Here is a 16,087-nt window from a genome sequence, read left to right on the forward strand (position 1 = left end):
TAACGGATTTGCGCGGTAGATGAAGCCTTAGAGGGCCGAAGTTTCCAGGGCATCGTCGCGATGCAAGGCTACCTGGCGGATCGACAGCCGCAGCTCTGCCGAGAGCACACGCTTGGCGACCCCTTCGGCCAGCTCGGCGAGCTTGTCGTGATAGCCCAGCTTGCCTTGCGCGTCCGCTTGCAGCACCCCTTGCTCGATCAACGTCTGGATGAAGTGGCGGAACAGGCTCTTGTCGAAGAACTCCGGGGCATTCAGGCCATGCAGGATCGACAGGCGCTGGGCCATCATCACGCAGAGGTCTTCCAGTGCTTCGGCGCTCAGGCTGTGTTGGCCGCTGTTGAGCAGCAGCGAGGTGGCCATGTAGAAGCGCTGCAGGGTCTGGGTGATGTTGCGGGCCAGCAAGGTCAGCAACACGAACGGGCGCGAGCTGGGGGCCGGGCGCAGGTATACATCGTTTTCCTGGCGCAGCAGCCCTTGCGCGACCAGCGCCGCCAGCCATTGGTCGATCACCTCGTCCAGTTGCTCGGGTGCCCAGCGCAGGAACAGCTCGGCCTGCAGGTATGGGTACAGCGCTTTGACATACTGGCCAAGCAGTTCACGGCTCATCCGCGAGCTGCTGAGGAAGAAGCTCGCCAGCAGCGCCGGCAGGGCGAAGATATGCAGGACGTTGTTGCGGTAATAGGTCATCAGCACCGCATCGGCTTCATCCAGGTACAGGATGCGGCCCAAGGCGTCCTTCTGCTCAGCCAGCAGCTTCATGCCCTTCACGTGCTCGATCAGCGCCATGCCGTCGCCCTCGGGCAAGGTGGTGTGGGGCGAATACGGTACTTGGCGCAACAGCGCCAGGTACAGGTCGAGCACGCGGCACAGGGCGCGTTCGTCGAGGGCGTGACGGCTGGTGGACAGAAGCGCCAGGGCCACCAGGTTGACCGGGTTGATCGCCGCAGCCCCATTGAGGTGGCGGGCTACGGTTTCACCCAGGCGTGTGGTGGTTTCATTCAACCAGGCTGGGCGGAACTGCGGGCCATGCTCCTGCTCGCGCCAGCCGGGTTGCTGTGCATCGAGAAAGCCGGCCAAACGGATCGGCTCGCCAAAGTTGACATAGACCTGGCCAAAACGCTGCTTGAGCGCGCTGAACACCTTGAAGATGTCGAAGATCGATTCCTTCTTCTTGCTGGCGCCGCGCAACTCGCCCAGGTAGGTGCGGCCTTCGAGCACGCGCTCGTAGCCGATGTACACCGGCACGAAGACGATCGGCGTGCGCGAAGAGCGCAGGAAGCTGCGCAGGGTGATCGCCAGCATGCCGGTGCGCGGCTGCAGCATGCGCCCGGTGCGCGAACGGCCGCCTTCGACGAAGTACTCCACCGGGAAGCCCTTGCTGAACAGCGTGTGCAGGTACTCGTTGAACACAGCGGTATAAAGCGGGTTGCCCTTGAAGGTACGGCGCATGAAAAAGGCCCCGCCACGGCGCAGCAGGCTACCGACCACCGGCATGTTGAGGTTGATGCCGGCCGCCACGTGCGGTGGGGTGAGGCCGTTTTTGAACAGCAGGTAGGACAGCAGCAGGTAGTCGATGTGGCTGCGGTGGCAGGGCACGTAGACGACTTCGTGGCCAGGGGCGATGCCCTGCACCTGCTCGATGTGGTTGACCTTGATGCCGTCGTAGATCTTGTTCCAGAACCAGCTCAGTACCACTTCAAGGAAGCGGATCGCGGTGTAGGTGTAGTCCGAGGCGATCTCGTTGCCATAGCGCAGTGCCTGGGCTTCGGCCTTGGCCAGCGGGATGCCCTCACGCTCGGCCTCATCGCTGATGGCCTGGCGCACCTGCGGGGCATGGACCAGGCCTTTGACCAGGTTGCGTCGGTGCGAGATGTCCGGGCCGATGACTGCCGTCTTGAGGTTGCGAAAGTGCACGCGCATCAGGCGCTGGGCCATGCGCACGGTGCGTTCATGGCCTTTGTTGTGCTGCACCAGTTCGCGCAGGTGGATCGGGGCAGAGAACTGCACGCGGGTCTTGCGCCCCAGTATCAGCACGGTCAGCAGCCGGCGCAGGCGCCCGGTGACCGCCCAGCTGTCGGCGAACAGCAGCTTCCATGGGCTGGACTCACTGGCGGGGGTTTGGCCCCAGAACACGCTCACCGGGATGATCTGCGCATCTTCCTCGGCATGCTGGCTTACCGCTGCGACCAGGCGTTCGAGGGTGGGCGGGGCGCCGCTCTTGTCCTGGCGGCCCAGCCAGTCGGGGTCGGGTGTCAGGTAGAAGAACGCCGCCGGTTCCTGCAATGTGCCCACGGCCACCGGTAGCACCGGGCGTGGCAGCCCCGCTTTGGTGCATTCGCGGTCGAGGACTGCCAGGTCAGTCAGTGAGGGCGAAGGCAGGGCATAGAACACCGGGCGGCTGCGGTCGAGCTTGAGCGTCAGCGACGACTGGTTGATGGTCTCGGAGCGCACCCACAGGTACAACAGGCGACGCAGGGCGCCGAAGATCAGGCGGCGCAGGGGGGAACGGGTCATGGGGTGTGTGCCCTGGGAATGATTTTCAGGTGAGTATCCAGCCATTTAGTCTGCCGTATGTGCGTAAGTTCAGCAAAAATCGGCAAAAAGTGGAGGCGTCATCAATTTTTTTTAATCTGTGTCATATACTCGGCCTGCCACTTGCAGGATATTTCGGCAAGCGGCGTCGGCACGTGGTGATGACTGCGTGCCTACAAGGCGATCTTCACAATAAAAATCCGGAGTAGTTCAGATGTCGTCTCGTGAGACTGGGAATGTAAAGTGGTTCAACGATGCCAAGGGCTATGGCTTCATTCAACGCGAAGGTGGTGCGGATGTGTTCGTCCACTATCGCGCGATCCGCGGTGAGGGGCATCGTACCCTGGTCGAAGGGCAGCAGGTCGAGTACGCCTGCGTGCAGGGCCAGAAAGGCCTGCAAGCCGAGGACGTAGTAGGGCTCTGAGCCTCAAGCTGTAAGCCTCAAGCTGCAAGTGACCGTGTACTTGCAGCCTGATGCGATTCGTCTTGGCGCTTGCAGCTTAAAGCTTGCAGCTCAAGAAGTGCGCCAGGTGATTTCCTCTTCACCGTCGGCGCTGATGCGGACCCAGCGATCGGCATCTTCTTCACCGTCTTCCTCGACCCAGCCACCCGGTGCGCAGCGGACTTCGACGCCGAGTGCGGCGTGCGCCGCGCGGGCGCAGGCGATGTCATCAGCCCACGGGGTCTGCTCGCTTTCCAGGTAGAGGCTGTTCCATTTCCCCACAGCCTTGGGTAACCAGGTGACTGGAATGTTACCGGCCTTGCACTTGAAGGTCTGGCCTTTCTGCTGCCACTCGCTGCACGGGCCCACGGCCTGGGCCAGCCAGTCGGCAATCTGCTTGTGGTCGACGTCGGCGTCCTTCAGGTAAATCTCGATATCAGGTTGGCGCATAAGGGCTCCGGGTGTGCTCAGTCTTGGCGCACGAAATAGTCATAACGCATGGAAACCGTGACCTCGAACGGCTCGGGCTGGTCGATCACCTGTGCCCGTTTTTCGGCGCTGGCGCGCCAGCCGTGCGGGGTCATGGCCAGCAGGTCGGCGCGTGCCTTGGGCGCCGCGAGGCTCAGGCGGAACTCGAGGGTTTCGCTGTGCGCGTGAGCCATGCCCTCCGGCACCAGGGCCAGGTGCTTGTCATCGGCATACGGACGCACTTCATCGTAGAGCACTTCGCGCAGCTCCATCAGGTGGCCGCTGGTCGGGCCGACCCGCATCAAGCCGCCACCGGGGCTGAGCAGGCGTTTGGCTTCGGCCCAGTCCAGCGGGCTGAACACGCTGGCGATGAACTGGCAGCTGGCATCTGCCAGGGGCACGCGGGCCATGCTGGCGACCATCCAGGTAATCGCTGGATCACGCCGGCAGGCGCGCTTGACCGCCTCGCGCGAGATGTCCAGGGCATAGCCGTCGGCATCGGGCAGGGCGTTGGCGAGCTGCGCGGTGTAATAGCCTTCACCGCAACCGATGTCCAGCCAGGCACCGGGCCGGCGCTCGGCGGCCAGCTCGGCCAGGCGGCTGGCCACCGGGGCATAGTGGCCGGCGTCGAGGAAGTCGCGACGGGCTTCGACCATGGCCTGGTTGTCACCGGGGTCACGGCTGTTCTTGTGCTGCACCGGCAGCAGGTTCAGGTAACCCTGGCGCGCACGGTCGAAGCGGTGGCCCGCAGGGCACACCACGCCGTTGTCGAGCGGTGTCAGGGCTGCCTGGCAGAGGGGGCAGGCGAGCATCAGGCGAGCAACCGGACCAGGGTCTGGTAGTAGATCTCGGTCAGCAAGTCGAGGTCGCTGGCCAGGATCCGCTCATCGACCTGGTGAATGGTGGCGTTGACCGGGCCGAGTTCGACCACCTGGGTGCCCATGGTGGCGATGAAGCGGCCGTCCGAGGTGCCGCCACTGGTGGAGGGGTGGGTATCACGGTCGGTGACGGCCTTGATGCTGGCCGACACGGCATCGAGCAACTCGCCCGGTTCGGTGAGGAACGGCAGGCCAGACAGCGCCCACTCGACGCTCCACTCAAGCTGATGCTTGTCGAGGATCGCCGCTACCCGCTGTTGCAGGCCTTCGACGGTCGACTCGGTGGAGAAGCGGAAGTTGAACAGCGCGGTCAGTTCGCCGGGTACCACATTGGTGGCGCCAGTGCCGGAGTTGAGGTTGGAGATCTGGAAGCTGGTCGGCGGGAAGAAGGCGTTGCCTTCGTCCCAGTGTTCGGCCGCCAGTTCTGCCAGGGCGGGGGCGGCGAGGTGAATCGGGTTGCGCGCCAGGTGCGGGTAGGCCACATGGCCTTGCTTGCCACGTACGGTCAGCTTCGCGCCCAGCGAGCCGCGGCGGCCGTTCTTGACCACGTCGCCGAGCAGGTTGGTGCTCGAAGGCTCGCCGACGATGCACCAGTCCAGGCGCTCGTTGCGCGCTTTCAGGCGCTCGACCACGGCCTTGGTGCCGTGGTGGGCCGGGCCTTCTTCGTCGCTGGTGATCAGGAAGGCGACCTTGCCGCGGTGGCCCGGGTAGTCACGCACGAAACGCTCGCTGGCCACCACCATAGAGGCCAGGCTGCCTTTCATGTCGGCGGCGCCACGGCCGCAGAGCATGCCGTCGGCGTCGATCAGCGCTTCGAACGGCTCATGCTGCCACTGCTGCACCGGGCCGGTCGGCACCACGTCGGTGTGGCCGGCGAAGCACAGCACCGGGCCTTCCTGGTTGCCATGGGTGGCCCAGAAGTTGTCGACGTCCTCGATGCGCATGGGTTCGAGGGTGAAGCCCACGGCGCCCAGGCGACTCATCATTTGTGCCTGGCAGTCGGCATCGACGGGGGTGACCGAGGGGCGACGGATCAGGTCGCAGGCCAGTTGAAGGGTAGGCGAGAGCTCGGCAGGGGCCGTCATGGGGAACTCCGGGGCAAGGCAAGGCGGAAAAACGAGGGGCGTTATCTTATATCAAACAAGCGGGCCGATGGGGCGCAAAGCGCCCCCGGATTTTCAGGCCTGCTGTGGCTGCGCAACCTTGTCCGCAGGCTTTGGCAGCGAAGACAGCAACGCCATCACCAACGCCGCCAGATACGGCAACGACTGCACCAGTAACATCGCCACCCAGAAGCGCATGTCCGAGCTTGGCAGCCCTTGCACCAGGAAGATGCCCAGTGCCGCGCCCCAAAGCAGCAACATGATGAACAGCTCTTCACGCGCTTCGGAGAGGGCCACCAACACCCCGTGGCTGTCGGCGTTCTTCGGCGTGCGGAAGAACGGCATGCTGCTGGTGAAGAACCCGTACAACACCGCCTTGGCGATGGTGTGCGACAACGCCAGCCCCGCCAGCGCCGCGGCGAAGGCATCCTTGAGGTTGACCCCGACCGCCCGGCGGTACAGGAAGATGATCTTGCCGACCTTGAAGAAGAACAGCGCCAGGGGCGGGATGGCGAAAATCATCAGCGGCGGGTCGACCCGGTGCGGGACGATGATCATCGCCGCCGACCACAGCAATGCGCCGACGGTGAAGAAGATGTTCATGCCGTCGGCCACCCACGGCAGCCAGCCGGCCAGGAAGTGGTAGCGCTGGCCACGGGTCAGCTCGCTGCCCTTGCCGCGCAGCAGGGCGCCGGCATGGTGCTTGATGATCTGGATGGCGCCATAGGCCCAGCGGAAGCGCTGCTTCTTGAAGTCGATGAAGGTGTCGGGCATCAGGCCCTTGCCGTAGCTGTTGTGGGCGTAGGCGGCCGACAGGCCTTTCTCGAATACCCGCAGGCCCAGTTCGGCATCCTCGCAGATGCACCATTCGGCCCAGCCGAGTTCTTCCAGGACTGTGCGGCGGGTCATGGTCATGGTGCCGTGCTGGATGATCGCGTCACGGTCGTTGCGGGTCACCATGCCGATGTGGAAAAAGCCCTTGTATTCGCTGTAGCACAGCTTCTTGAAGGCGCTTTCGTGCTGGTCGCGATAGTCCTGTGGCGACTGCACCACGGCGATCTTCGGGTCGGCGAAATGCGGCACCATGTGCTTGAGCCAGTTGCGGTCGACGCAGTAGTCCGAGTCGATCACCGCGATCACTTCGGCGTCCTTGGCGGTGTGCGGGAGCAGGTAGTTGAGTGCGCCGCCCTTGAAGCCGGCCAACGGCGCGACGTGGAAGAACTTGAAGCGCTCGCCAAGCTTCTCGCAGTGCGCCTTGAGCGGCTCCCACACGGCCGGGTCCTTGGTGTTGTTGTCGATCACCAGCACTTCATAGTCGGGGTAATCCAGCGCGGCCAGGGCATCGAGGGTCTGCTTGACCATCTCGGGCGGCTCGTTGTAGCACGGTACATGCACCGACACCTTGGGCCGGTAGGCGCTGTCGGCCTGCACCGGCAGGAACTCGCGCCGTCGCTTGTGAATCCATACCGCCTCCGCCAGTTCGTGGGCCTCGGTCATCAGCACGATGAACACGCCCAAGGCCCCCAGCGCCAGCAGCACGCCGACGGTCAGGCTGAACCAGGTGCTGTATTGCTGGCTGTAGTCGTAGGCGATCCACACCAGCACCGACCCACACAGGAAGGTGATGAAGGTCAGGAAGGTGCGGCCACGCTGGCGCAAGGCCGAACCGTCGATCAGCAGCACGGCCAGGGCAATCATCGCCAGTACCACAGACGCCACGGCCAGGGCCCGCCACTGCGGGATGGCGACCACGGGGCCATCGAAGTTGAACTTCTGCTGGCGTTCGGCGTTGAACACGCCCCAGTAGGCGCCTACCGAGCCTTCGTCACTGGCTTTCCAGGGCTGGTCGTAGGCCTCGATGACAAAGTAGTTGTAGCCACGGCGGTTGAGGGTGTTGACCAAGGTGCGCAGGTAGATGGCCTGGTCGGCCTGGGTGGCATCGGCACCGCCGCGCATACGGCCGTTGCTTGGCCAGCCGACTTCCGACAGCAGCAGTGGCTTGCGTGGGAACTGCTGCTTGAGCTCGCGGGCGCGGTCGAGCACGAATTCCACCGAGTCCTTCATCGGCACGAATTCCCAGTAAGGCAGGATGTGCGCGGCGATCAGGTCGACGTGCTTGGCCAGCTCCGGGTTTTCCTTCCAGATGTGCCATTGCTCACTGGTGGTGACCGGCACCTTGACCGCCGCGCGTACCCGGTCCAGGTATTGGATCAAGGCTTGTGGGGTGACTTCTTCGCGGAACAGCGCCTCGTTGCCCACCACTACCCGCACCACACTGCGCGAGGTGTTGGCCAGTTCAATGGCGCTGGCGATTTCGCGCTCGTTGCGCTCAAGGTCCGGGCTGATCCAGATACCCAAGGTCACCCGCAGGCCGAATTCTTCGGCCAGGCGCGGGATATCGGCCTGGGTGCCCTCTACGGTATAGATGCGGATGCTGTCGGTCAGCTTGCTCATCTGCTCCAGGTCCTGGCGCATCTCGTCGTCGTTGGGGTATTGGCCCTTTTGCGGGCTTTCGCCCAGACGGAACGGCGAATACGAGAAGCCGGAGATCTGTTCCGGCCAGGCAGGCGCGGACACCGGGCGGTTGATCAGCGCCCAGAACCCGGTAAATAGCGCAGCGATGGCCAGGACCACGACCAGGTTGAGGCCGAATTTGCGTGATGACATTGTCGTCCAAGTCTGTCGAATTGAGTGAATATTAAAGCAGGATTGGTAGGCACTTTCCTAACGATGGAGGCTACGGGCGCCATTGGCATATAATGCGCGCCGTTTTTTGGGGTATGAGCTTCGGGGTAGCAAGATGAGCACAGAAGATCCACGCTTCGCCGGCGTTGCCCGGTTGTACGGCGACGATGGCCTGCAACGGCTGAAGTTGGCCCATGTAGCTGTCGTCGGTATCGGCGGGGTCGGCTCTTGGGCGGCCGAAGCATTGGCCCGCAGTGGCGTGGGCGAAATCACCCTGTTCGACCTCGACGATGTCTGCGTCAGCAATACCAACCGCCAGGCCCATGCCCTGGAAGGGCAGGTGGGCCGGCCCAAGGTCGAAGTCATGGCCGAGCGCCTGCGGGCGATCAACCCGGCGTGTACGGTGCATGCGGTAGCTGACTTCGTGACCCGCGAAACCATGGCCGAGTACATCACCGAAGGGCTCGACTGTGTCATCGACTGTATCGACAGTGTCATGGCCAAGGCCGCACTGATCGCCTGGTGCAAGCGCCGCAAGATCGCCATTGTCACCACCGGTGGCGCAGGTGGGCAGATCGACCCGACGCAGATCCAGGTCGGAGACCTCAACAAGACCTTCAACGACCCGCTGGCCTCGCGGGTACGCTCGACCTTGCGCCGCGACTACAACTTCTCGCGCAATGTCAGCCGCAACTACGGTGTGCCCTGTGTGTTTTCCAGCGAGCAGCTGCGCTACCCCAAGGGGGATGGCAGCGTTTGCCTGCAGAAGAGCTTCGTCGGTGAAGGCGTGCGCCTGGACTGCTCGGGCGGGTTTGGCGCGGTGATGATGGTGACTGCGACCTTTGCCATGGTGGCGGCGAGCAAGGCCGTGGAAAAGCTGGTGGCAGGTGCCCGGCGGCCTTCGGAGCGGGTCAAGCCCGAGTAAGGCGCACGATCTGTGCAGCATTTTTCGCCCGTTAACTCATTGACGAGCGGGTTCTTGTGGGTGCGGGCTTGCCCCGCGAAGCATCCGACGCCGATTCAACTGACAGAAACCAGCTCGGCCATGCGCTGCAACACCGCATGTAGCCCATTGCTGCGCGAGGGTGACAGCTGCCGTTCTAGCCCTAGCTGGTTGAACCAGGCCCGCAGATCCAGGTCAGCCAGCTCGCTGCTGGCCAAGCCCTGCACCCGCACCAGCAGCAACGCCAGCAGCCCGCGCAACAACCGTGCATCGCTGCTGGCCTTGAACTGCCACTGGCCGTCATGCTGCTCAGCCACCAGCCACACCAGGCTTTCACAGCCATGCACGCGGTTGCGCTCGCATTTGTCCGCATCGCTCAGCGGCTCAAGCCGATCACCCCACTGCATCAGCAGCCGTGCACGTTGTTCCCAGCCACGGGCCTGTTCAAACTGTTCCAGTGCTTCGCGGGCAGGTGTCGGCACATTCATCGCAACAACTCCAGCCCTTGATCCAGCGCCTCGAAGAAGCGCTGCAGGTCATCGCTGTCGTTATACAGCCCCAGCGACACTCGAATCGCCCCCTCCAGCCCCAGCCCCTTGAGCAGCGGCATAGCGCAATGATGGCCGGCACGTACGGCGATGCCTTGTTCGGTCAGCAGGTGGGCGATGTCTGCGTTATGCACCCCCTCGATGACGAAGCTGGCCAACGCCGTCTGCGGTGCACCGAGCACCCGGATGCCATCGCGGTCGGCCAGGCCACGCAGCAAGTGCTGGTGCAAGCTGGACTCATGCCGTTCGACCGCATGGGCATCGAGGCTGGCCAGGTAATCGAGTGTCGCGCCCAGGCCGATAACACCTGCGATGGGCGGGGTTCCGGCTTCAAACCCCAGTGGCGCGGGGCGGAAGCTGGCACTCTGGTACTCGGCCAGTTGCACCATTTCACCGCCAAATTGCCAGTGACGCAGCAACGCCAGCGCCTGGCTGCGGCCGTAGAGCACGCCGACACCTTCCGGGCCGTACAGCTTGTGGCTGGAAAACACGTAGTAATCGCAGGCCAACTGCTGCACATCATGACGGCCGTGCACCACGCCTTGGGCGCCATCGACCACGGTCAGCGCGCCTTGGGCCCGGGCGTGGGCCAGCAAGGCTGGCAGCGGTTGCCAGGTGCCGAGCACGTTGGACAGCTGGCTGACCGCCAGTACCCGCGTGCGTGGCCCGATCAGTTGCAGTGCCTGGTCGAGGTCGATACGGCCCTGCACGTCCAGCGGCAGAATCACCAGGCGCAGGTTGCGTCGCCGGGCCAGCTGTTGCCAGGGCAGCAGGTTGGCATGGTGCTCCAGGGCGCTGACGGCGATTTCGTCGCCGGCTTCGAAGCGGTGTTCCAGGCCGTAGGCCAGCAGGTTCAAGGCCGAGGTGGCGCCGTGGGTGAAGATGATCTGCTGCGAGTCGGCGGCATTGAGCCAGGCGGCAACCTTGTCGCGGCTGGTTTCGAACGCTTGGGTCGCCAGTGCGCCGGGCAAGTGCTGGGCACGGTGCACGTTCGCCGCGCCATGGCCGTAGTAATGGCTCAGGGCATCGAGCAGGGCTTGCGGTTTCTGGCTGGTGGCGGCGCTGTCCAGGTAGGTCTGGTGCTGCCGTTGCAGGGCGTCGATGGCGGGGAAATCGGCACGCCAGGGGGAGGGCTGGAACATGTTCGCGGGGCCTGGAATGAAAAACGGGTCTGGCATTACGCCAGACCCGATCTTATCACTTCAAACCGTGGAAGGTTCTCAGTTATGGGCGTGCAGCGCCTCGTTCAGCTCGATGGCCGACTTGTGGGTCTTGCACTCCACAGCGCCGTTCAGCGAGTTGCGGCGGAACAGCAGGTCGGTCTGGCCGGCCAGGTCGCGGGCCTTGACCACTTTGACCAGCTCGTTGTGCTCGTCCAGCAGGTTCACCTTGGTGCCGGCAGTGATGTACAGGCCGGCTTCGACGGTGTTGCGGTCGCCCAGCGGGATGCCGATACCGGCGTTGGCGCCGATCAGGCAGCCTTCGCCAACCTTGATGACGATGTTGCCGCCGCCGGACAGGGTGCCCATGGTCGAGCAGCCGCCGCCCAGGTCCGAACCCTTGCCGACGAACACGCCTGCCGACACGCGGCCTTCGATCATGCCCGGGCCTTCGGTGCCGGCGTTAAAGTTGACGAAGCCTTCGTGCATGATGGTGGTGCCTTCGCCGATGTAGGCGCCCAGGCGCACACGGGCGGTGTCGGCGATGCGCACGCCGGCCGGGACCACGTAGTCGGTCATTTTCGGGAACTTGTCTACCGAGAACACTTCCAGCAGCTCGCCCTTCAGGCGCGCTTCCAGTTGCAGTTGGGCCAGCTCGGCCAGGTCGACGGCGCCCAGGTTGGTCCAGGCAACGTTCGGCAGCAGCGGGAAGATGCCGGCCAGGCTCACGCCGTGCGGCTTGACCAGGCGGTGCGACAGCAGGTGCAGCTTGAGGTAGGCCTCTGGGGTCGAGGTCAGCGCTGTGTCTTCGGCCAGCAAGGTGGCGACCAGCGGCTTGTGGCTTTCGGCCAGGCGGGTCAGCAGGGCGGCCTGGGCGGCATCGACACCTTTCACGGCTTCGGCCAGTTGCGCCGCTTGCCCGTTGCTGAACGCAATGGCCTGGTTACCGCCTTCGTAGCCCAGGATCGGGGCAACGGCGGCGATCAGGTCGGCGCTTGGGTTGACCAGAGGTTGGGCGTAGAAGACTTCCAGCCAGGTACCCTGGCGGTTCTGGGAGCCGACACCGAAGGCCAGGCTGAACAGAGTATTGGACATGTGATTACCTCGTGCGAAATAGGGTATTGAGCGGTGACGGGCTCAGGCCAGTGCGGCGGCGTACAGGTCCGGCTTGAAGCCGACCAATGTGCGCGTGCCAAGGTCGAGTACCGGACGCTTGATCATCGACGGCTGGGCCAGCATCAGTTCGACGGCCTTGGCTTGGTCAATGTCGGCCTTGCTGGCGTCGTCGAGCTTGCGGAAGGTGGTGCCGGCACGGTTGAGGATGACTTCCCAGCCGTGTTCGTCGCACCAGCGGTTCAGGCTGTCACGGTCGATGCCTTGGGTCTTGTAGTCGTGGAATTCGTAGCCGATGGCTTTGTCTTCGAGCCAGGTGCGCGCCTTTTTCATGGTGTCGCAGGCTTTGATGCCGTAGAGCGTGTAGGTCATTGTGTACATTGAGGCCACAGGCTGCCCCAATCTCTCCATTTTCGAATGTCAGTCGCGGGATTATGCGTGAACGATCCTCGCGGCGCCACGCCCGTGGCGCCCCTGATCAGGGTGTGTCTCAAGCGACCAGGCGCTGTACCGACCCGATGATCTCGTCGCCATGTCGCTGTTCGGCAGTTCGCAGATCAAAAGTACTCTGCAGGTTGAGCCAGAATTCAGGGGTGGTATCCAGGCAGATGGAAAGACGCAGCGCCATGTCGGCAGACACGCCGCCCCGTTCGCGCAGGATATTGTTGACAGTTGGCGTGGCGACGCCCAGCGCCCTTGCCAACGCGGCAGCACTGAAGCCCATTTCTTTCTGAAAGTCCTCACGCAGGACTTCACCGGGATGTATTGGACGCATACCGTTCTTGAGCATGATGCACCTCAATGGTAATCGACTATTTCAACGTTAACCGGACCGTTTTCGGTCCAGATAAAGCACAAGCGCCACTGGTCATTGACGCGAATACTGTGCTGGCCGTCCCGATTGCCGCTCAACGGCTCGAGACGGTTGCCAGGTGGCGAGCGAAGGTCCCGCAGCGCTGCTGCGGCATCGAGCATGGCGAGTTTGCGCTCCACAACAGACTTGATATCCGACCATCGCTGCGTCTTTCCAGTGGTAAAGAGTGCTTCCGTGTCAGCACAACTGAAGCTTCGAATCATCGGGCTTAATGCTTAACGTTATTCGTTATGCGTGAGTATACGTTTATACGGCATCATTTCAAGTCTGCGGGCGCGCATCGGCATCGATACGATAGCCAAGTATCATCATGTTACATATTCAGCCGCTACCTGCGACTATCGTGCAGCGGCCTCGTTTCAGCAGTCCCCGCTAACATATTGTTTCGTGGCGATGTTTCGCCTTGTTTGAGTTCTGGTTCACAAAGGAAGCTTTAACGGATGCAGTCAGCCTATACCGTCCTCATCCTGCTGACGCTGGTAAGCGTGTCAAAACTGGTCGGCCGAATCATTCCGCTGCCGCTGCCCTTGGTGCAGATCGCCGCCGGTGCCTTGTTAGCCTGGCCGACCCTGGGCCTGCACGTGGCCCTTGACCCTGAACTGTTCCTTTTCCTGTTCCTGCCACCGCTGCTGTTTGCCGACGGCTGGCGCATTCCCAAGCGCGAGCTGTGGCGCATTCGTGGCCCAGTGGTGGCGCTGGCCGTGGGCCTGGTGCTGTTCACCGTGGTGGGCGCTGGTTACTTCATTCACTGGCTGCTGCCCAGCATCCCGCTGGCAGTCGCCTTCGCTCTGGCGGCCGTGCTGTCGCCGACCGATGCCGTGGCGGTCTCGGCCATCGCCCAGGACCGCTTGCCGACACCGCTGATGCACATGCTGCAGGGCGAAGCGTTGATGAACGATGCCTCGGGCCTGGTGACGTTCAAGTTTGCCCTGGCCGCAGCGATTACCGGGGTGTTCTCGTTGGCCGATGCCAGCTTCAGTTTCGTCCTGGTTGCCCTCGGCGGCCTGGCGGTCGGCGTTGCGCTGAGCTGGCTGATCGGCCGGCTGCGCACCTGGATGATCGCGCGGGGCTGGGACGACCCGGCTACGCACGTGGTGTTCATGCTGCTGCTGCCCTTTGCCGCTTACGTACTGGCCGAGCGCCTGGGTGTGTCCGGCATCCTCTCGGCGGTAGCTGCCGGCATGATGCAGAGCTGGCTCGACCTGCTGCCACGCCAGACCAGCACCCGCCTGCTCAACCGCAGCGTGTGGTCGTTGCTGGAGTTTGCCTTTAATGGCTTGATCTTCCTGCTGCTCGGCTTGCAGTTGCCGGACATCATCAAGGCCGTGGTGAGCCACGAGCCCACCGTGTGGCCGACCCTGGCCTGGCGCTGCCTGGATGTGCTGGCGATCTTTGCCGCGTTGATCCTGCTGCGGTTCATCTGGGTGCAGAGCATCTGGCGGGCCATCGGGGTGGTGCGCCGTTGGCGCGGCAAGCCGGCGTTGGTGCTGATGCCAACGGCGCGTTCCTGCTGGTTGCTGACCCTTGGTGGCGTACGCGGTGCGGTCACCTTGGCCGGTGTGATGTCGGTGCCGCTGCTGATGGGGGCGGGCAAGGCCTTCCCCGAGCGTGACCTGCTGATTTTCATTGCGGCCGGGGTGATCCTGTTGTCGCTGATCAGTGCCTGTATCGCCTTGCCGATCTTGCTGCGCGGTGTGACCAAAAGCCCCGACGAGCGCCTGCATCAGGAAGTACTGGAAGCCTGGCGACGTACCGCAGAGGCTGCGATTCATGCGCTGGAGGCGGAGGAGGTAATCGACGCCAATGCACCGCAGGATGCGGCCCAGGCGACCTTGGCAACCGAGCTCAAGGCGCGGCTGATGGCGGAGTACCGCGACGAGCTGAACAGTTACAACGACACGGCCGAGGCGCGGGCCCTGGCTGAGCAGATGGACTTGCTTGAGCGGCGTTTGCGCTTGCGTGCGCTGCGGGCGCAGCGTCTGGAGTTGTACAACCTGCATCGCCAGCACCTGGTGGGCGATGAGGTGGTGCGGCAGGTGCTGGGGGAGTTGGATATGAGCGAGGCGAACCTGGGGGCCATCAGGTAGGTAGCGAAAGGGGCGCCAAGCGCCCCCTTCAGCTCAATCAGCGATTCTGCAGGAACGCGCGAATTCGCTCAGCCGCCTCGATGCATTCGGCCAACGGCGCAACCAGCGCCATGCGCACCCGGCCAGCGCCTGGGTTGACGCCATCCACTTCACGCGACAGGTACGACCCGGGTACCACGGTCACATGCTCGGCTTCGAACAGGTCGCGGGTGAACGCAGCATCGCAGCCCGGTACCTTGGCCCACAGGTAGAAGCTGCCATCGGGCCGCTGCACATCCATCACCGGCTGCAGGATATCCAGCACGGCAGCGTACTTGGCCCGGTACTGGTCACGGTTGTCGCGCACATGCGCCTCATCCTGCCAGGCCGCGATGCTGGCCAGCTGGGTTTGCACGGGCATGGCGCAGCCGTGGTAGGTGCGGTACAGCAGGAAGGGTTTGATGATTTCGGCATCACCTGCCACGAAGCCCGAGCGCAGGCCAGGCAGGTTGGAGCGCTTGGACAGGCTGTGGAACACCACGCAACGCTTGAAGTCGCTGCGGCCAAGCTCGGCGCAGGCGCTGAGCAGGCCCGGGGGTGGCGCGTCTTCGTCGAAGTACAGCTCGCTGTAGCACTCGTCGGCGGCAATCACGAAATCGTGCTCGTCGGCCAAAGCGATCAGTTTCTTCAGGGTGTCCATCGGCACCAGCGCGCCAGTGGGGTTGCCCGGCGAGCACAGGAACAGGATCTGGCAACGCTGCCAGACATCCGCTGGCACGGCATCGAAGTCCGGGTTGAAACCGTTGTTTTCAAGGCACGGCAGGTAATGCGGGGTGGCACCTGCCAGCAGGGCCGCGCCTTCGTAGATCTGGTAGAACGGGTTCGGGCTGACCACCAGGCCATCATCGGCGCGGTTGACCACGGCCTGGGTGAAGGCGAACAGCGCTTCACGGGTGCCGTTGACCGGCAGGATGTGGCGGTCGGCATCCAGCCAGCCGGCCGGCACGCCGAAACGACGTTCGCACCACTGGCCGATGGCCTGGCGCAAGGCTGGCAGGCCGAGGGTGCTGGGGTACACCGCCAGCTTGTCGAGGTTGTCGGTCATGGCCTGGGCGACGAACGCTGGCGAGGCGTGCTTGGGCTCGCCGATCGACAGGGCGATGGCGCGTTTGTCCGCCGCAGGCTTTACGCTGCCCAGCAGGGCACGGAGTTTCTCGAACGGGTAGGGCTGAAGCTGGGTCAGGGCATGGTTCATCGGCGCAAGGTCTCGTCAAT

15 protein-coding genes are annotated in these 16,087 nt (G+C 63.7%); 3 read left to right on the forward strand and 12 right to left on the reverse strand.

The genetic code is table 11. The annotated features are described in order from the left end of the window. Nucleotides 1–27: 27 nt before the first annotated feature. Entirely contained in the window at nucleotides 28–2,514 is a 2,487-nt protein-coding gene (plsB, locus tag LOY26_RS05610; RefSeq protein ID WP_033700901.1) for a glycerol-3-phosphate 1-O-acyltransferase PlsB, read from the reverse strand. A gap of 232 nt (nucleotides 2,515–2,746) precedes the next feature. Between plsB and LOY26_RS05615 the strand changes: the two genes are divergently transcribed. Further along, nucleotides 2,747–2,956, forward strand: coding sequence for a cold-shock protein (locus tag LOY26_RS05615; RefSeq protein ID WP_027595776.1), 210 nt, complete (start codon nucleotides 2,747–2,749; stop codon nucleotides 2,954–2,956). Between the two features lie 90 nt (nucleotides 2,957–3,046). Here the strand turns inward: LOY26_RS05615 and LOY26_RS05620 are convergent, their stop codons facing one another. The 4 genes from LOY26_RS05620 to LOY26_RS05635 form a co-directional block, all read right to left on the reverse strand. Continuing rightward, nucleotides 3,047–3,424, reverse strand: a complete 378-nt coding sequence (locus tag LOY26_RS05620; protein WP_258714477.1) for a hypothetical protein — start codon at nucleotides 3,422–3,424, stop codon at nucleotides 3,047–3,049. A 17-nt stretch (nucleotides 3,425–3,441) separates the two neighbouring features. Continuing rightward, the gene (locus tag LOY26_RS05625) at nucleotides 3,442–4,254 is read right to left on the reverse strand and encodes a putative RNA methyltransferase (RefSeq protein WP_258714478.1); all 813 of its coding nucleotides are present in this window, start codon (nucleotides 4,252–4,254) and stop codon (nucleotides 3,442–3,444) included. Continuing rightward, entirely contained in the window at nucleotides 4,254–5,405 is a 1,152-nt protein-coding gene (dapE, locus tag LOY26_RS05630) for a succinyl-diaminopimelate desuccinylase (protein ID WP_186662969.1), read from the reverse strand. The genes LOY26_RS05625 and dapE overlap by 1 nt, the downstream gene beginning before the upstream one ends. Nucleotides 5,406–5,498: 93 nt before the next feature. Next, the gene (locus LOY26_RS05635; RefSeq protein WP_033700895.1) at nucleotides 5,499–8,090 is read right to left on the reverse strand and encodes a glycosyltransferase; all 2,592 of its coding nucleotides are present in this window, start codon (nucleotides 8,088–8,090) and stop codon (nucleotides 5,499–5,501) included. A 133-nt stretch (nucleotides 8,091–8,223) separates the two neighbouring features. Here LOY26_RS05635 and tcdA point away from each other — a divergent pair, with 133 nt between their 5' ends. Next, nucleotides 8,224–9,033: a tRNA cyclic N6-threonylcarbamoyladenosine(37) synthase TcdA gene (gene tcdA, locus LOY26_RS05640; RefSeq protein WP_095064085.1), complete on the forward strand. Its 810-nt coding sequence runs from the start codon at nucleotides 8,224–8,226 to the stop codon at nucleotides 9,031–9,033. A gap of 95 nt (nucleotides 9,034–9,128) precedes the next feature. On the opposite strand, the gene LOY26_RS05645 is transcribed toward tcdA, so the two are convergent. The 6 genes from LOY26_RS05645 to LOY26_RS05670 form a co-directional block, all read right to left on the reverse strand. Continuing rightward, on the reverse strand, nucleotides 9,129–9,539 hold the full coding sequence (locus LOY26_RS05645; protein WP_186662970.1) for a SufE family protein: 411 nt from the start codon (nucleotides 9,537–9,539) through the stop codon (nucleotides 9,129–9,131). Then, complete coding sequence (locus LOY26_RS05650; protein ID WP_186654462.1) at nucleotides 9,536–10,741, reverse strand: cysteine desulfurase; 1,206 nt, start codon at nucleotides 10,739–10,741, stop codon at nucleotides 9,536–9,538. Before LOY26_RS05650 ends, LOY26_RS05645 begins: the two co-directional genes overlap by 4 nt. Nucleotides 10,742–10,819: 78 nt before the next feature. Next, on the reverse strand, nucleotides 10,820–11,854 hold the full coding sequence (gene dapD, locus LOY26_RS05655; protein ID WP_186654464.1) for a 2,3,4,5-tetrahydropyridine-2,6-dicarboxylate N-succinyltransferase: 1,035 nt from the start codon (nucleotides 11,852–11,854) through the stop codon (nucleotides 10,820–10,822). A gap of 42 nt (nucleotides 11,855–11,896) precedes the next feature. Next, nucleotides 11,897–12,244: an ArsC family reductase gene (locus tag LOY26_RS05660; RefSeq protein WP_077068598.1), complete on the reverse strand. Its 348-nt coding sequence runs from the start codon at nucleotides 12,242–12,244 to the stop codon at nucleotides 11,897–11,899. 118 nt (nucleotides 12,245–12,362) lie between these two features. Next, entirely contained in the window at nucleotides 12,363–12,662 is a 300-nt protein-coding gene (graA, locus tag LOY26_RS05665) for a type II toxin-antitoxin system antitoxin GraA (protein ID WP_186662972.1), read from the reverse strand. A gap of 8 nt (nucleotides 12,663–12,670) precedes the next feature. Continuing rightward, nucleotides 12,671–12,949 carry a type II toxin-antitoxin system RelE/ParE family toxin gene (locus tag LOY26_RS05670; protein WP_186654474.1) on the reverse strand — a complete coding sequence of 93 codons (279 nt, stop codon included), beginning with the start codon at nucleotides 12,947–12,949 and terminating at the stop codon, nucleotides 12,671–12,673. Between the two features lie 237 nt (nucleotides 12,950–13,186). Here LOY26_RS05670 and LOY26_RS05675 point away from each other — a divergent pair, with 237 nt between their 5' ends. Then, nucleotides 13,187–14,833, forward strand: coding sequence for a Na+/H+ antiporter (locus LOY26_RS05675; RefSeq protein WP_186662974.1), 1,647 nt, complete (start codon nucleotides 13,187–13,189; stop codon nucleotides 14,831–14,833). A 37-nt stretch (nucleotides 14,834–14,870) separates the two neighbouring features. On the opposite strand, the gene dapC is transcribed toward LOY26_RS05675, so the two are convergent. Then, entirely contained in the window at nucleotides 14,871–16,067 is a 1,197-nt protein-coding gene (gene dapC / locus LOY26_RS05680; RefSeq protein ID WP_033700888.1) for a succinyldiaminopimelate transaminase, read from the reverse strand. Nucleotides 16,068–16,087: the final 20 nt, after the last annotated feature.

Source organism: Pseudomonas sp. B21-047, assembly GCF_024748775.1.
Taxonomy (GTDB): domain Bacteria; phylum Pseudomonadota; class Gammaproteobacteria; order Pseudomonadales; family Pseudomonadaceae; genus Aquipseudomonas; species Aquipseudomonas capeferrum.

Excerpts from the sequence above, each read along its gene's own strand:
- graA (WP_186662972.1), bottom strand. The coding sequence starts at position 12,662 with ATGCTCAAGAACGGTATGCGTCCAATACATCCCGGTGAAGTCCTGCGT.
- LOY26_RS05675 (WP_186662974.1), top strand. The coding sequence starts at position 13,187 with ATGCAGTCAGCCTATACCGTCCTCATCCTGCTGACGCTGGTAAGCGTG.
- LOY26_RS05645 (WP_186662970.1), bottom strand. The coding sequence starts at position 9,539 with ATGAATGTGCCGACACCTGCCCGCGAAGCACTGGAACAGTTTGAACAG.
- LOY26_RS05650 (WP_186654462.1), bottom strand. The coding sequence starts at position 10,741 with ATGTTCCAGCCCTCCCCCTGGCGTGCCGATTTCCCCGCCATCGACGCC.
- LOY26_RS05620 (WP_258714477.1), bottom strand. The coding sequence starts at position 3,424 with ATGCGCCAACCTGATATCGAGATTTACCTGAAGGACGCCGACGTCGAC.
- LOY26_RS05615 (WP_027595776.1), top strand. The coding sequence starts at position 2,747 with ATGTCGTCTCGTGAGACTGGGAATGTAAAGTGGTTCAACGATGCCAAG.
- plsB (WP_033700901.1), bottom strand. The coding sequence starts at position 2,514 with ATGACCCGTTCCCCCCTGCGCCGCCTGATCTTCGGCGCCCTGCGTCGC.
- dapC (WP_033700888.1), bottom strand. The coding sequence starts at position 16,067 with ATGAACCATGCCCTGACCCAGCTTCAGCCCTACCCGTTCGAGAAACTC.
- tcdA (WP_095064085.1), top strand. The coding sequence starts at position 8,224 with ATGAGCACAGAAGATCCACGCTTCGCCGGCGTTGCCCGGTTGTACGGC.
- LOY26_RS05625 (WP_258714478.1), bottom strand. The coding sequence starts at position 4,254 with ATGCTCGCCTGCCCCCTCTGCCAGGCAGCCCTGACACCGCTCGACAAC.
- LOY26_RS05660 (WP_077068598.1), bottom strand. The coding sequence starts at position 12,244 with ATGACCTACACGCTCTACGGCATCAAAGCCTGCGACACCATGAAAAAG.
- dapE (WP_186662969.1), bottom strand. The coding sequence starts at position 5,405 with ATGACGGCCCCTGCCGAGCTCTCGCCTACCCTTCAACTGGCCTGCGAC.
- dapD (WP_186654464.1), bottom strand. The coding sequence starts at position 11,854 with ATGTCCAATACTCTGTTCAGCCTGGCCTTCGGTGTCGGCTCCCAGAAC.
- LOY26_RS05670 (WP_186654474.1), bottom strand. The coding sequence starts at position 12,949 with ATGATTCGAAGCTTCAGTTGTGCTGACACGGAAGCACTCTTTACCACT.
- LOY26_RS05635 (WP_033700895.1), bottom strand. The coding sequence starts at position 8,090 with ATGTCATCACGCAAATTCGGCCTCAACCTGGTCGTGGTCCTGGCCATC.